At 64.7% G+C, this 13,920-nt stretch carries 13 protein-coding genes; 10 read left to right on the top strand and 3 right to left on the bottom strand.

What is annotated here, in order from left to right:
* Positions 1-32: 32 nt before the first annotated feature.
* The 7 genes from accB (at position 33) to purH (ending at position 6,703) form a co-directional block, all read left to right on the top strand.
* Positions 33-485 carry an acetyl-CoA carboxylase biotin carboxyl carrier protein gene (gene accB, locus ACT01B_RS02035; protein ID WP_445145734.1) on the top strand — a complete coding sequence of 151 codons (453 nt, stop codon included), beginning with the start codon at positions 33-35 and terminating at the stop codon, positions 483-485.
* A gap of 1 nt (position 486) precedes the next feature.
* On the top strand, positions 487-1,857 hold the full coding sequence (gene accC / locus ACT01B_RS02030) for an acetyl-CoA carboxylase biotin carboxylase subunit (protein ID WP_445145733.1): 1,371 nt from the start codon (positions 487-489) through the stop codon (positions 1,855-1,857).
* A 64-nt stretch (positions 1,858-1,921) separates the two neighbouring features.
* Entirely contained in the window at positions 1,922-2,281 is a 360-nt protein-coding gene (locus ACT01B_RS02025; protein ID WP_445145732.1) for a DUF7716 domain-containing protein, read from the top strand.
* Positions 2,282-2,508: 227 nt separating this feature from the next.
* Positions 2,509-3,414: a 50S ribosomal protein L11 methyltransferase gene (gene prmA / locus ACT01B_RS02020; RefSeq protein ID WP_445145731.1), complete on the top strand. Its 906-nt coding sequence runs from the start codon at positions 2,509-2,511 to the stop codon at positions 3,412-3,414.
* A 131-nt stretch (positions 3,415-3,545) separates the two neighbouring features.
* Positions 3,546-4,337, top strand: coding sequence for a zinc-ribbon and DUF3426 domain-containing protein (locus ACT01B_RS02015; RefSeq protein ID WP_445145730.1), 792 nt, complete (start codon positions 3,546-3,548; stop codon positions 4,335-4,337).
* 302 nt (positions 4,338-4,639) lie between these two features.
* On the top strand, positions 4,640-4,927 hold the full coding sequence (locus ACT01B_RS02010; RefSeq protein WP_046970233.1) for a helix-turn-helix domain-containing protein: 288 nt from the start codon (positions 4,640-4,642) through the stop codon (positions 4,925-4,927).
* Between the two features lie 165 nt (positions 4,928-5,092).
* Positions 5,093-6,703 (top strand): bifunctional phosphoribosylaminoimidazolecarboxamide formyltransferase/IMP cyclohydrolase, encoded by a 1,611-nt coding sequence (gene purH / locus ACT01B_RS02005; protein ID WP_445145729.1) that lies wholly within the window; start codon positions 5,093-5,095, stop codon positions 6,701-6,703.
* Positions 6,704-6,880: 177 nt separating this feature from the next.
* Here the strand turns inward: purH and ACT01B_RS02000 are convergent, their stop codons facing one another.
* Positions 6,881-7,882 (bottom strand): bile acid:sodium symporter family protein, encoded by a 1,002-nt coding sequence (locus tag ACT01B_RS02000; RefSeq protein WP_445145728.1) that lies wholly within the window; start codon positions 7,880-7,882, stop codon positions 6,881-6,883.
* Between the two features lie 93 nt (positions 7,883-7,975).
* Between ACT01B_RS02000 and ACT01B_RS01995 the strand changes: the two genes are divergently transcribed.
* Positions 7,976-8,875: a LysR family transcriptional regulator gene (locus tag ACT01B_RS01995; protein ID WP_445145727.1), complete on the top strand. Its 900-nt coding sequence runs from the start codon at positions 7,976-7,978 to the stop codon at positions 8,873-8,875.
* A 63-nt stretch (positions 8,876-8,938) separates the two neighbouring features.
* A complete protein-coding gene (locus ACT01B_RS01990; RefSeq protein WP_445145726.1) occupies positions 8,939-9,649 on the top strand; it encodes a glutathione S-transferase in 711 nt (236 codons plus the stop codon).
* Positions 9,650-9,659: 10 nt separating this feature from the next.
* Here the strand turns inward: ACT01B_RS01990 and ACT01B_RS01985 are convergent, their stop codons facing one another.
* On the bottom strand, positions 9,660-10,091 hold the full coding sequence (locus tag ACT01B_RS01985) for an EamA family transporter (protein ID WP_445145725.1): 432 nt from the start codon (positions 10,089-10,091) through the stop codon (positions 9,660-9,662).
* 55 nt (positions 10,092-10,146) lie between these two features.
* Positions 10,147-10,665 (bottom strand): DUF2782 domain-containing protein, encoded by a 519-nt coding sequence (locus ACT01B_RS01980; protein ID WP_445145724.1) that lies wholly within the window; start codon positions 10,663-10,665, stop codon positions 10,147-10,149.
* Positions 10,666-10,804: 139 nt separating this feature from the next.
* Between ACT01B_RS01980 and polA the strand changes: the two genes are divergently transcribed.
* Positions 10,805-13,579: a DNA polymerase I gene (gene polA, locus ACT01B_RS01975; protein WP_445145723.1), complete on the top strand. Its 2,775-nt coding sequence runs from the start codon at positions 10,805-10,807 to the stop codon at positions 13,577-13,579.
* The last annotated feature ends 341 nt before the right edge of the window (positions 13,580-13,920 follow it).

Raw genomic sequence — 13,920 nt, 5'->3', positions numbered from 1 at the left:
CCCCTGGCGGCACCTACGAAAAGGTTTGAACAATGGACCTGCGCAAGATCAAGAAGCTCATCGACCTGCTTGAGGAATCAAACCTCGCGGAACTTGAGATCAAGGAAGGCGAAGAAGTCGTCCGCCTGTCGCGCGTGCCCAAGGGCACCGTGACCGTCGCTCCGGCGCCGGTGATGGCCGCTGCGCCCGTTGCCGCCCCGCCCGCCGCACCGGTGGCCGATGCCGCACCGGCGGTCGCCGCGCTGCCGGCAGGCCACGTCATCAAGGCGCCGATGGTCGGCACCTTCTATGCGTCCGCCACCCCGGGTGCACCGGCATTCGTCAAGATCGGCCAGCAGGTGAAGGCCGGCGAGACGATCGGCATCATCGAGGCGATGAAGATGTTCAACCAGATCGAAGCCGAGGTTTCCGGCACCGTACAGGCCATTCTGGTCGAGAACGGCCAGCCGGTGGAATTCGACGAACCCATGTTCGTGATCGCCTGACATGAAGCTCGAAAAAGTCGTCATCGCCAACCGCGGCGAAATTGCCCTGCGCGTGTTGCGCGCCTGCCACAGTCTTGGCATCAAGACCGTGGCCGTGCACTCCACCGTGGACCGCAACCTGAAGCACGTCGGCCTGGCCGACGAGTCGGTCTGCATCGGCCCCGGCCCCTCGACCGACAGCTACCTCAATATCCCGCGCATCATCGCCGCGGCGGAGATCACTGACGCCCAGGCCATCCACCCGGGTTACGGCTTCCTCTCCGAGCGCGCCGACTTCGCCGAACAAGTGGAGCAGAGCGGCTTCATCTTCATCGGCCCGACCGCTGAGGTGATCCGCCTGATGGGCGACAAAGTCGAGGCGATCCGCGCCATGAAGGCCGCCGGCGTGCCGTGCGTGCCCGGCTCGGGTGGTCCGCTCGGCGACAACGTCGACGAAAACGTCCGCATCGCACGCGAGATCGGCTATCCGGTGATCATCAAGGCCTCCGGCGGCGGCGGCGGTCGCGGCATGCGCGTGGTGCGCACCGAGGCGCATCTGGGCAACGCCATCACCATGACCAAGCAGGAGGCCAAGGCGGCCTTCGGCAACGATCAGGTGTACATGGAGAAGTTCCTCGAGAACCCGCGCCACATCGAGATCCAGGTGCTGGCCGACGGCCAGGGCAACGCCATCCACCTCGGCGAGCGCGACTGCTCCATGCAGCGCCGCCACCAGAAGGTGGTGGAAGAAGCTCCCGCGCCTGGCATCACGCCGGCGCTGCGCGAGCAGATCGGCAAGGTGTGCGTGGAAGCCTGCCTGCGCATCGGCTACCGCGGCGCCGGCACGTTCGAGTTCCTGTTCGAGGATGGCCACTTCTACTTCATCGAGATGAACACCCGTATCCAGGTGGAGCATCCGGTGACCGAGCTGATCACCGGCATCGACCTGGTGCGCGAGCAGTTGCTGATCGCCGGTGGCGAGAAGCTCACGATTCGCCAGGAAGACATCCAGATCCACGGCCATGCGATCGAGTGCCGTATCAACGCCGAAGATCCGGATTCCTTCCTGCCCTCGCCTGGCACGGTGAAGCGCTTCGAGGCGCCGGGTGGCCCGGGCGTGCGCGTGGACACGCATCTGTACGACGGCTATCGCATTCCGCCGAACTACGATTCGATGATCGGCAAGCTGATCGTGCACGGCCCGGATCGCGAGACCGCCATCGCGCGTATGCGCCTGGCGCTGGCCGAGACGGTGATCGAAGGCGTCAAGTGCAATATCCCGCTGCAGCAGCGCATCATGGCCGACGTCGGTTTCCAGCAGGGTGGACAGAACATCCACTACCTGGAAAAGCGCATGGCCGAGCAGAAAGAAAAGGCCGCTGGCGGACATTGATCGACCGCTGCTTGAGCGATAATGGCGGGCCGCAACAGCGACCCGCCAGACCACGCCGAACATCATGCTAGTGACCCTGCACGAGGCCATCGCGGCCATCACCGACGCCTTTGACGACGGCGATGGCTGGGATCGTTACGCGTGGGTGTATCTCCGTGGCGAGATCACCGATGCCGCGTGCCGCGTCTACCTTTCGCAGGTGGCGGACGAGGACGACTCGCTGATCGACGATAACGGCGAGGCCATGCCCGCCTTCGCTGCCACGCATCACCTGCAGCATTTCCTCGAGGCGGCTGATTTCGCCGAAGTGTTGTTCGTACAGCGGCGGCGCGAACCCGCGTCAGGCGTGAGCGACTTCGCCAAGGCGCTGGACTACTACCGCCGCCACGACGCCTTTCTGGGCATGCCGGCGCCGCCCCTGTAGGAGCGCACCCTGTGCGCGATCACGGCGTCACCGCTACGTAGGCTTTTGACTCGGGCCATCCTTGGCCCTCGCCCTGCGCGCAGCTGGCGCTGTGCAAAGCGGCAATCCTGCCGGCTTGTCGCGCACAGGTTGCGCTCCTACATGGCCTGCCTGGAGTCAGGCGACACACCCCTCCCGGTCGCTGCTACATCGGCGACAATGCGTACTTTCCGTAGGACTTTGTGCCCATGCCCTGGCTTGAACTCTCGCTCACCGTCCGTGCCGAACAGCAACCTCGCGTGGAGGAGGCGCTGGACGATATCGGCGCGCTGTCCATCACGCTGCAGGACGCGGATGCCGAGACGCCTGACGAGCAGGCCATCTTCGAGCCGGGCGTGGGCGAACTGCCGCTATGGCCGACGATCACGCTCAATGCCTTGTTCGAAGCGGAAACGGACCGGCGCGGCCTGAGCGAGGCATTGAGCGAACTGCTGCCATGGCTGGAACCCGACCACATGCAGTTTCGCGACGTCGCCGACCAGGACTGGGAGCGCGCCTGGATGGACCAGTTCAAGCCGATGGCGTTCGGCCGCCGGCTGTGGATCTATCCGTGGAACATCGAGCCGCCGGTGGATGAAGACATCGTCGTGGTGCGCCTGGATCCGGGCCTGGCCTTCGGGAGTGGCACGCACCCGACCACGGCGCTGTGCCTGGCCTGGCTCGATAGCCTCGAGCTCGCCGGCAAGACTGTGACCGACTTCGGCTGCGGCTCAGGCATTCTCGCCATCGCCGCGCTCAAGCTGGGTGCCGCCAGCGCCATCGGCGTGGACAATGATCCGCAGGCACTCACGGCCTCTGCCGACAATGCCGAGCGCAACCAGGTGGCTGAACGGCTCGCGCTGTTCCTGCCGGAAGATGTCGACGCCGAGCCTGCCGACGTGTTCATCGCCAACATCCTCGCCGGCCCGCTGGGCGAGTTGGCGCCCACCTTCGCCAAGGCCGCCAAGCCCGGCGCCCCATTCGCCATCTCCGGCATCCTCAAGGGCCAGGAGGACGAACTGCTGCAGCGCTACGCCGAGTGGTTCGACGAGCTGCGCGTCGACACCCAGGAAGATTGGGTACGCATCAGCGGTCGACGCGCACGGACGCGCTAGTGCTGCGGGCGCAGGATGCGCAGGAGCGGCCGACATCGCAGTTGAGAGACGGGTCACGATCTCCACTTCAGCGCGGATGATTTGTGGCCGCAGCTGCACTAGGCTTGCCATAGTTCGATAGAGCGGCCTGCATGTACGCCCAATGTCCCGAATGCCTGACCGTGTTCTCGCTGAACACGGAAACGCTTGCGCAGGCGCGAGGCTTAGTCGTGTGCGGTCATTGCCAGACGGAATTCGATGCACTGGTCAGCCTCAGCGACCAGTTGCCGCCCGAACCCTTCGAGCATTTGTCACCCCGCACGCAGGCGACGTCACCACGGCTGGATCTGGCGATTTATCGCCCGCGCGCCGAAACGCCCGCCATTGCCGAAGCCAAGGTCGAAGCGCGCGACGATGTCGAGGTCTTCAGCAAACTCGTCCTTGCACCGCGCTTCGCGCGCGGCAAGGAACGCAGCGGGCGGCGCTGGCCGTGGGTAACCGCCTGCGTCCTGCTGTTATCGGCTCTCGGCGCACAAATCGCCTGGGCCAAGCGTGACGTATTGATCAGCGACCCGTCCATCGGGGGGATGCTGCGGCAAGCCTGCACCAGCATGGGATGCCAGCTGCCCCTGGTGCAGGACACCTCGCAGCTGAGCCTGCTCGCCCGCGACGTCCAGGCGCACCCTTCGGTACCTGGCGCCCTGTTGATTACCGCCAGTCTGCGCAACGACGCCACGTTTGCCCAACCCTATCCCGCGGTGGCCATCACCCTGTCCGACGTCAATGGCAAGCGCCTTGCCATGCGCCGCTTGCGTGCCGCCGAATATCTTGGTGACATGGCCACGCTACAACGCGGACTGCCGCCAGGCGGCAGCACGGCCATCGTGCTTGAAGTGGAAGATCCCGACGGCAAGGCCGTGGCGTTCGAATTCGGCTTCGAATAGCCGTCCAACTCCTTGTGGCAACAAGCCGTGCTGGCAACACCGGCCTCGCATCATTGCGCGCAAACCGGGCCTAGCACACAACCCGACGAAGCGCCCCCTCATTTGTCCATAGGACAAATCCCGATGTCACCAAGCCTCACCGTTTGTTCGATGCAAGGGACTTAAATTTATCGGCACACACGGGTAAACTCGCCCCTTCGTCTTGTGCTGCACCCGGCGTTCCATGCGAGCCGCCGCCCGCGGTATTGCCATACAACAATTGCAGCGGCCAACGCAGCCGCCGCATTAGAACGTGAGGGGAAATGCCAGTGAACGCCGTCAGACTGCCTGCCAGCGAGTCCCCTAAGGAGACTTCGTCGCAGAGCGCATTGAGCGAATGCGTCAGTCGCACCGTCCGCCGCTATCTCGCTGACATCGGCGATACTGAATGCGACGAGGGTCTGCACGCGCTCGTGATTCGCGAAGTCGAAGGCCCCCTCCTGCGCGAAGTCCTGGCCTGGCACGACGGCAACCAGAGCCGCGCTGCTGCCGTGCTCGGTATCAATCGCGCCACGCTGCGCAAGAAGCTGGCCGCCCACGGCCTGCTGTAAGCCTGGTGTAACCATCGGGCCTCAGCCCGACGCGCCTATCGCGTTCAGGGCTGGCAAGCGCCGCAGCTCCCGTCATTTAGCCATCCATCCCGGTCAAAGCCGTGCTTTCCGCCGGCAAGGCCCCAGCCCGCTATAATGCTCGGCTCTCCTGCTCTGGAAGCCGCCATGTCTGCCCCTGCCGTTACCCCCATCCGCCGTGCGCTGCTCAGCGTATCGGACAAGACTGGACTGATTGCGCTGGGTCAGCGGCTGCACCAGGCCGGCGTCGAGCTGCTTTCCACCGGCGGTAGCGCCAAGGCGCTGCGCGACGCCGGCATCCCGGTCAAGGACGTCAGCGACGTCACCGGTTTCCCGGAGATCATGGACGGTCGCGTCAAGACCCTGCACCCGAAAGTGCATGGCGGCCTGCTCGGCCGTCGCGGCACGGACGACGCCGTGATGAGCGAGCTCGGCATCGCACCGATCGACCTGCTCGTACTCAACCTCTATCCGTTCGAGCAGACGGTGGCCAAGCCCGATTGCACGCTGGAAGACGCGATCGAGAACATCGATATTGGCGGCCCGGCGATGCTGCGTTCGGCCGCCAAGAACTGGAACGACGTCGGCGTGCTGACCTCGCCCGACCAGTACGAGGACGCGCTCGCGGAAATCGAGGCACAGGGCGGCCTCACCCGCGCCACGCGCTTCAAGCTCGCCGTCGCCGCGTTCAATCGCGTGTCGAATTATGACGGCGCGATCAGCGACTACCTGTCCGCGCTGCAACTCAACGATGGCTACGACGCCATTGCCGGCCACGACGCCTTCCCGGCCCAGGCCAATGGCCGCTTCGTGAAGATGATGGACTTGCGCTATGGCGAGAACCCGCATCAGCAGGCCGCGTTCTACCGCGACATGTATCCACACCCTGGCACGCTGGCGACGTTCCGCCAGTTGCAGGGCAAGGAACTGTCGTTCAATAACATCGCCGACTCCGATGCCGCGTGGGAATGCGTGCGCAGCTTCACCAAGCCGGCCTGCGTGATCGTCAAGCACGCCAATCCGTGCGGTGTTGCGGTGAGCCTGGAAGGCATCGGCCGCGCCTACGATCTCGCCTACCAGACCGATCCTACGTCCGCGTTCGGCGGCATCATCGCGTTCAACCGCGCGGTGGACGCCGCCACGGCACGCGCCATCGTCGAGCGCCAGTTCGTGGAAGTGGTGCTCGCCCCCGACTATGAGGACGAAGCGCTCAAGGTGTTCGGCAAGAAAGCCAACGTGCGCGTGCTGGAAATTCCGCCGCCGGCCGATGGCGACCTGACCAAGCCGCACCCCGGCCATGATTCGCGCCGCGTCGGTTCCGGCCTGCTGATCCAGACGGCCGACCGGGCCATGGTCGGCGCCGAGGATCTCAAGATCGTCACCAAGCGCGCACCGACTCCGACCGAGATCGACGACCTGATCTTCGCCTGGAAGGTGGCCAAGTACGTCAAGAGCAATGCCATCGTCTACGCCCGCGACCGCCAGACCATCGGCATCGGCGCCGGCCAGATGAGCCGCGTCTACAGCGCGAAGATCGCCGGCATCAAGGCGGCCGACGAGAAGCTGGAAGTGCGCGGTTCGGTGATGGCCTCCGATGCGTTCTTCCCGTTCCGCGACGGCATCGATGCCGCCGCTGCCGCGGGTATCCGTGCGGTCATCCAGCCGGGCGGCTCGATGCGTGATGCTGAAGTGATTGCCGCGGCGGATGAGCACGATATGGCAATGGTGTTCACCGGGATTCGCCACTTCCGTCATTGATGGGCGAGTGGGTCCTTCTCGTCGGCGATTTACCGACGCCTTTGACTCTCTCTTCTTCGGGGAGAGGGTTGGGGTGAGGGGCGGGTGCTCGCGCTCACCACCGCGCAAGAGAACCAGGAGTCAGAAGCAGAGCCTCCGTTGTAGGATCGCATTCGGCTAGCGAGAGCCGCCGGGAGCTCAGGCCTGTGTCGCCCCATCCACCTCAAGCTCCACCTTCCGCAACCGCTCCGCATAGCGCCGCGCCAGCACCGCGCAAGTCATCAGCTGGATCTGGTGGAACAGCATGATCGGCAACACGATCGCGCCCAGCGGATGACCCGCGAACAGCACCTTCGCCATCGGCACGCCACTGGCCAGGCTCTTCTTGGAGCCGCAGAACACGATGGTAATCTCGTCCTCGCGATCAAAGCCCAGCGCGCGTGCGCCATAACGCGTCACCAGCAGCGCAATCGCTAGCAACACCGCGTTGACGACCAACAAGCCACCGAGCACCGGCAACGGCATCTGCTTCCAAAGGCCTTGCAGCACTGCCGCACTGAACGCCGTGTACACCACCAGCAGAATCGAACCCTGATCCACGTAAGCGAGCAATGCACGATTGCGGCTTACCCACGTGCCGATCCAGCGCTGCGCCACCTGGCCGGCGACGAAGGGCACCAGCAACTGCAGCACGATGCCGCCTATGGCGTCCCAACTCATGCCGCCCTGCCCGTGCGACTCCAGCATCACGCCCACCAGCAGCGGCGTGATGAAGATGCCAAGCAGGCTGGAAGCCGAGGCGGCGCAGATGGCGGCCGGGATATTGCCGCGCGCCATCGAAGTGAAAGCGATGGACGACTGCACGGTGGAGGGCAGCGTGCACAGGAACAGCACGCCCATGTAGAGCGCCGGCGTCACCAGTGGCGAGAGGACCGGACGCAACAGCAGGCCAAGCAGCGGAAACAGCACGAAGGTGCTGGCCAGCACCGTGAGGTGCAGACGCCAGTGGGTCATGCCGGCCACCACGGCCTCACGCGACAGCTTGGCGCCATGCAGGAAGAACAGCAGCGCGATGGCCAGGTTGGTAAGGACGTCGAACGCACTGGCCACGTGGCCACGACAAGGCAACAGGCTGGCCAAGGTGACCGTGACGACCAATGCGCAAGTGAAGCGATCGGGAAGGATGCGACTCAGTGACATGACCAGAAGTCGGATTTGGCGGAGGCGGTTATTTGAGCGCCGCGGAATTCATTAATCAATTCGTATTATCGGATTCATTGATATCATCCCGTTATGAATATCACTCTGCGTCAGCTTCGTGTATTCCTCGCTGTGGCCCAGCAGCAGCATTTCCGGCGCGCAGCGGAGAGCTTGCACCTGAGCCAGCCAGCCGTGAGCCGGCATGTGGCCGAACTGGAGGCGGAGCTCGGCTTGAAGCTGTTCGACCGGAACACCCGGGAAGTGGTGCTGACGGATACGGGACGCTATCTGGAGAGCGCGATAGGCCGCGTACTGGACGAGCTTGAAGGTGTCCTCAGCCATGTCCACTCCGAAAGCGAGCGGCGGCACGGCAAAGTGCACGTGGCATCCGTACCCACACTGTCGGCCGGCCTGATGCCCCAATGCATCGCCGACTGCAGCAGGCGTTATCCCGACCTCGTCATCCAGCTGCACGATGAGGCGCAAACGATGGTGCTGGACAGCGTGCGCGGCGGTGAGGTGGATTTCGGTCTCGCTATCGAGCCACCCGCCAGCGGTGAATTCGACAGCGAGCTGATCCTGCGCGACCCCTTCGTGCTGGTATGCCGCCCCGACCATCCGCTCGCCCAGCTGGAACGTGTACCGTGGCGCAAGCTGCGTGGACAACGCCTGGTGTTGCTCGACTATTCCTCCGGCAGCCGTCGACTGATCGATCACGCATTGGCGAGTCGTGGGATCGAGGTCGATATCGTGCAGCAGACGGGCCATACGCTCACGGCGTTTCGCATGGTGGAGGCGGGACTCGGCATCAGTGTCAGCCCAGCGTTGTCGCCCGCACCCGACAGCCTGGTCACGCGCCCACTGACGCCGACGGAACACCGCAATGTCGTGCTGCTGAAGCGGCGCCAGCGCTCGCTGTCGCCGCTCGCTGCGCTGGTATGGGAACGCCTGCGCGCACTCGCTGCCGCGTGGCCGGCAACGCCTGCCGGGTGACGCTCACGCAGCCTTGAATCGACCAACGCTAGCCTGAGCGTTCCGCCACCATCGGGCCAGGCAATGCGTTACGAACTGTTCTACTGGACGGGCATCCAGGGTCGCGGCGAGTTCGTGCGCCTGGCATTGGAAGATGCCGGAGCTACTTATGTCGATGTGGCGCGCGACCAGGGCGATGGCGTCATGATGACGTTTCTAGGTGGCGAGCAAGCGGGTGCGCTGCCCTTCGCTGCGCCCTTCCTGCGCGCAGGCAAGCTGGTGCTTGCGCAGACACCGAACATCCTCGCCTTTCTTGCGCCTCGTCACGACCTGGTACCCACCTCGGTTGCCAGCAAGTGCTTTGCGCTGCAGTTGCAGCTCACCATCGCCGACATGCTGATGGAGGTGCACGACACGCATCATCCGATCGCGGTGGATCAGTATTTCGAGGACCAGCGAATGGAAGCGCGCAAGCGGGCGGAAGCTTTCCGCACGCAGCGGCTGGCGAAATTCCTCGACTACTTCGAACAGGTGCTGGAACGCGGCGATGGACACCATGCCGTGGGCCGAAACCACTCCTATGTGGATCTATCGCTGTTCCAGCTGATGGCGGGGCTGGACTACGCCTTTCCCCTCGCGATGAAGCGACTTCGTCGACACACGTCACGTCTGCGTTCACTGGGCGAGCGTGTCGCCGCCAGACCCCGGCTTGCCGCTTATCTCGCCTCGCCGCGACGCCTACCGTTCAACGAGGATGGCATCTTCCGCCACTATCCGGAGTTGGACGACGCGTAGCAAAGCCGGATCAAAACACCGCGATGACGATGGCGCCCGCGACGATCAGGCCGCCACCGATCACCAGCGACCAACTCACCTGCTCGCCAAGCAGAAGTACGCCCAGCACGATGGCAATGGCCACGCTGAGCTTGTCGATGGGGGCCACCTTGCTCACCGGCCCCAACTGCAGCGCCCGGTAGTAGCACAGCCAGGACAAGCCGGTGGCGATGCCCGAGAGAACCAGGAAGACCCAGCTGCTGGTCGGCAGCCCGGTGGGGCGGGCCCATTCGCTACGTAGGCTGAGGATGCCGGCGGTTACCAGCAGGATCACGATGGTGCGGATGAAGGTGGCGAGATTCGAATTGATCCCTGCCACGCCCAGCTTGCCGAACAGCGCCGTCAACGCGGCGAAGAACGCCGAACCCAGGGCGAACAGCAGCCAACTCTCGCGCGGGTTCACGACCGGTCCATCGCGCGATGCGTCATGAACCAGCGTCCGTCGATCGCCAGGCGGCTCATTGGCCGCCGTTCTCCTGATCCTCGGCGGACTTGCCCTTGCCCCACTCCAGCACCTTGTACATCACCGGCTTCACCGGCTCGCCGCCCGCATTGGTCCAGGCGCCCTTCTGGTCGACCATATAGGTTTGCGTGATGCCGTTCTTCGGCGTCACCACCACCATGTAGAGCTGGCCACTGCGGCGGTACTCCTGCACGGTATCGTCGCCCTGCTTGCGTACGGTGACCTGCGGCGGCGCCTGGCCCGTGGCATCGCGGGGTTCCTGCATGGCCGGCAGGGCAGGCTGACCCTGGCGGGCCGGCGCGCTGTTCGTCGCGGCCTGCTGCTGGGCGGCCTGCGCTTGTTGGGCCGACTGGGCGGGCTGTGCTGTGGGTGCCGGTGCCGGCGGTGCCACGGCCTTCACGCCCGGATCATTCATGCCCGGCGGCGGCGGTGCGGGCGGGAAGCCTGCGGTCTGGGCGAGCGCCTGGGATGCGACAGCGACGCCAAGAACAATAAGCAACGCGACAGGTTTCATGATGACGGCCTCCTGATGAAATCAAAGCATAGCAGCGCGTAGTGATGCGCCTCGTGAACCGCAAACGGGAACTGGGCGGTGGCGCATGGGTAGCAGGGTTGCCAGGTCGCCACTCCCCTCGCATGCGACAATTCCCGGCATGGCCAAGCTCATTCTTATCGACGGTTCGTCGTACCTCTATCGCGCCTTCCACGCGCTGCCCCCGCTGACCAACTCGCAGGGCGAGCCCACCGGTGCGCTGTTCGGCGTGGTCAACATGCTGCGCGCGACGCTGAAGGCCAGGCCCGAGCACGTCGCCTTCGTCAGCGATGCGCCGGGGCCTACTTTCCGCAACGAGCTCTACGACCAGTACAAGGCCAATCGCCCACCGATGCCGGATGATCTGCGCGCGCAGGTCGACCCCATGCTCGCGATCGTCGGTGCGCTTGGCTTCCCGATCCTGCGGGTCAGCGGCGTGGAAGCGGATGACGTGATCGGCACTTTGACCGAGCAGGCGCATGCGCAGGGCATCGAGGTGGAAATCTCCACCGGCGACAAGGATCTCGCCCAGCTCGTACGACCCGGTGTCACCCTGGTCAACACCATGACCAACACGACCACCGATAGCGCGGGCGTGATGGACAAATTCGGCGTGGCGCCGACACAGATCGTCGACTTCCTCTCGCTTACCGGCGATACCGTCGACAACGTGCCAGGCGTGCCCAAGTGCGGTCCGAAAACGGCGGCCAAATGGCTGGCGGAATACGGCACGCTGGACCAGGTCATCGCCAACGCGGACAAGATCGGCGGCAAGATCGGCGAGAGCCTGCGCGCGGCGCTGCCGCAATTGCCGCTGTCGCGCGAACTGGTAACGATCAAGACCGATGTGCCGCTGGACGTTGCGGTGACCGATCTCGCCCTGCACGAACGCCACCTGGAGCCGCTGCGCGAGCTGTTCACGCGCTACGAGTTCAAGGCGGCGTTGAAGGAGCTGGACGGCGAGGCCGCCGCCCCTGTTGTTGTAGGAGCGCACCCTGTGCACGATCCAGCCACGACGGGCGCCACCGAAGAGCATCGCGCACAGGGTGCGCTGCTACAACAGCAGCCGACCGAATCGAATCTGGCGATGGAAGGCCAGTACGAACTGGTGACTACACAAGCTCAGTTCGACAGCTGGCTAGCGAAGATCGCCACCGCACCGCTGATCGCGTTCGACACCGAGACCACCTCGATCGACGCCATGCAGGCCGATATCGTCGGCCTCAGCCTGTCGGTGGAGCCGGGACACGCCTGCTACGTGCCGCTCACCCACGATTACCCGGGCGCACCGGCGCAGCTGCCGCGCGATCAGGTGCTGGCCGCACTGAAGCCGTTCTTCGAAGACCCCAGCCGGCCTAAGCTGGGCCAGCACGCGAAATATGACATCAACATCCTGTCGCACTACGGCATCGCCGTGCAGGGGCTCAAGCACGACTCCATGCTGGAGTCCTATATCTGGAACGCCACCGCCACGCGGCACGACATGGATTCGCTGGCGCGCAAGTACCTGGGCTACGAGACCATCAAGTACGAGCAGGTGGCCGGCAAGGGCGCCAAGCAGATCTCGTTCTCCCAGGTCGACCTGGATACGGCCTGCCGCTATGCCGCCGAGGATGCCGACGTCACCCTGCGCCTGCATCACGCGCTGTGGCCAAAACTGGAAAGCATCCCTGCCCTGCGCGCGGTCTACGAGGACATCGAGATCCCGCTGGTGCCCGTGCTGGCCGCGATGGAACAGCGCGGTGTGCTGATCGACGTGAACGAGCTGCGCAAGCAAAGCCAGCAACTGGGCAAGCGCATGCTCGAACTGCAGCGGGAAGCCTGGAAGAATGCCGGCCGCGAGTTCAATCTCGACTCGCCCAAGCAGCTGCAGGCCATCCTGTTCGACGAACTCGGCCTGCGCGCCAAGCTGAAGACGCCCACCGGCCAGCCGTCGACGAACGAGGAAGCGCTGGACGCCATCGCCGATGACCACCCGCTGCCGCGCCTGATCCTCGATTACCGCGGCCTGGCCAAGCTGCGCTCGACCTACACCGACAAACTGGCCGAGATGGTCAATCCGCGCACGGGCCGCGTGCATACCAGTTATCACCAGGGTGCGGTGGCGACGGGCCGTATTTCCTCGTCCGATCCCAACCTGCAGAACATCCCGGTGCGCACCGAAGAAGGCCGGCGCATCCGCCAGGCGTTCGTGGCACCGGAAGGCTGGGTGGTGCTGGCAGCGGATTATTCGCAAATCGAGCTGCGCATCATGGCCCACCTCTCCGGCGACGAGGGGCTGCTCAAGGCCTTCCATGAAGGCGGCGACGTGCATCGCGCCACCGCCGCGGAAGTGTTCGGGCTCACGCCTGAAGGAGTCTCCGCCAACCAGCGCCGCGCCGCCAAGGCCATCAACTTCGGCCTGATGTATGGCATGAGCGCGTTCGGCCTGGCCCGCCAGCTCGGTGTTGACCGGGGCGAAGCGAGCGACTACATGGCGCGCTACTTCTCGCGCTATCCGGGTGTGCGCGCCTTCATGGACGCCACCCGCGAGCAGGCGCACCGCGACGGTTATGTGCAGACCCTGTTCGGTCGCCGGCTGTACCTGGAAAACCTCACCTCGCGCAACCAGGCCCTGCGCGCCGGTGCCGAGCGCGCCGCCGTCAACGCCCCGATGCAAGGCACCGCTGCCGACATCATCAAACGCGCCATGCTGGCCGTACACGCCTGGCTGCGGGAACGCGACGATGCCCACATGCTGATGCAGGTGCACGACGAACTGGTCTTCGAAGTGCGCAAGGAAGCGGTGGCGGAGGTTCGCACTGGTGTCATCGAGCGCATGTCGGGTGCGGCGGAACTTGCCGTGCCGCTACTGGTGGAAGCTGGCGTGGGTGCCAACTGGGACGAGGCGCACTGAGTTTCACCGTCGTCCCAGTTGCGCTGCGACGAGGGCAGCGGCGAAGTGTTTGATTTTCGTCAAATGAATCGTCGCTAACTAAAACTGTCCTGGTGAGTGCAACTTTTGCCGCGTGGCGCGTTCTTAGTACTCGGATGCACGCAACGGCGTCCACCGGCTCAGACCACCTCCCTGGATGAGCCAACCGGTAAGCGAACCTCTCCCCTGGGTTTCGCTTCCACCCCCGGCCCCGAGGATTCCCCCCTAATCCTCGGGGCTTTTTTTCGCCTCGGCCAAGCGGCGGTTCAATCTCGCCACGCGGCGCGCGAGAACGACCTAAAGCAGCTAGGATGCCGCGAACA

The organism is Dyella sp. Tek66A03 (assembly GCF_052567735.1).
This window is presented reverse-complemented; position numbering and strand designations above follow the sequence as displayed.

What these genes read in the sequence shown, in the direction of transcription:
- accB (WP_445145734.1), top strand. Translation starts at nt 33, where the DNA reads ATGGACCTGCGCAAGATCAAGAAGCTCATCGACCTGCTTGAGGAATCA.
- accC (WP_445145733.1), top strand. Translation starts at nt 487, where the DNA reads ATGAAGCTCGAAAAAGTCGTCATCGCCAACCGCGGCGAAATTGCCCTG.
- ACT01B_RS02025 (WP_445145732.1), top strand. Translation starts at nt 1,922, where the DNA reads ATGCTAGTGACCCTGCACGAGGCCATCGCGGCCATCACCGACGCCTTT.
- prmA (WP_445145731.1), top strand. Translation starts at nt 2,509, where the DNA reads ATGCCCTGGCTTGAACTCTCGCTCACCGTCCGTGCCGAACAGCAACCT.
- ACT01B_RS02015 (WP_445145730.1), top strand. Translation starts at nt 3,546, where the DNA reads ATGTACGCCCAATGTCCCGAATGCCTGACCGTGTTCTCGCTGAACACG.
- ACT01B_RS02010 (WP_046970233.1), top strand. Translation starts at nt 4,640, where the DNA reads ATGCCAGTGAACGCCGTCAGACTGCCTGCCAGCGAGTCCCCTAAGGAG.
- purH (WP_445145729.1), top strand. Translation starts at nt 5,093, where the DNA reads ATGTCTGCCCCTGCCGTTACCCCCATCCGCCGTGCGCTGCTCAGCGTA.
- ACT01B_RS02000 (WP_445145728.1), bottom strand. Translation starts at nt 7,882, where the DNA reads ATGTCACTGAGTCGCATCCTTCCCGATCGCTTCACTTGCGCATTGGTC.
- ACT01B_RS01995 (WP_445145727.1), top strand. Translation starts at nt 7,976, where the DNA reads ATGAATATCACTCTGCGTCAGCTTCGTGTATTCCTCGCTGTGGCCCAG.
- ACT01B_RS01990 (WP_445145726.1), top strand. Translation starts at nt 8,939, where the DNA reads ATGCGTTACGAACTGTTCTACTGGACGGGCATCCAGGGTCGCGGCGAG.
- ACT01B_RS01980 (WP_445145724.1), bottom strand. Translation starts at nt 10,665, where the DNA reads ATGAAACCTGTCGCGTTGCTTATTGTTCTTGGCGTCGCTGTCGCATCC.
- polA (WP_445145723.1), top strand. Translation starts at nt 10,805, where the DNA reads ATGGCCAAGCTCATTCTTATCGACGGTTCGTCGTACCTCTATCGCGCC.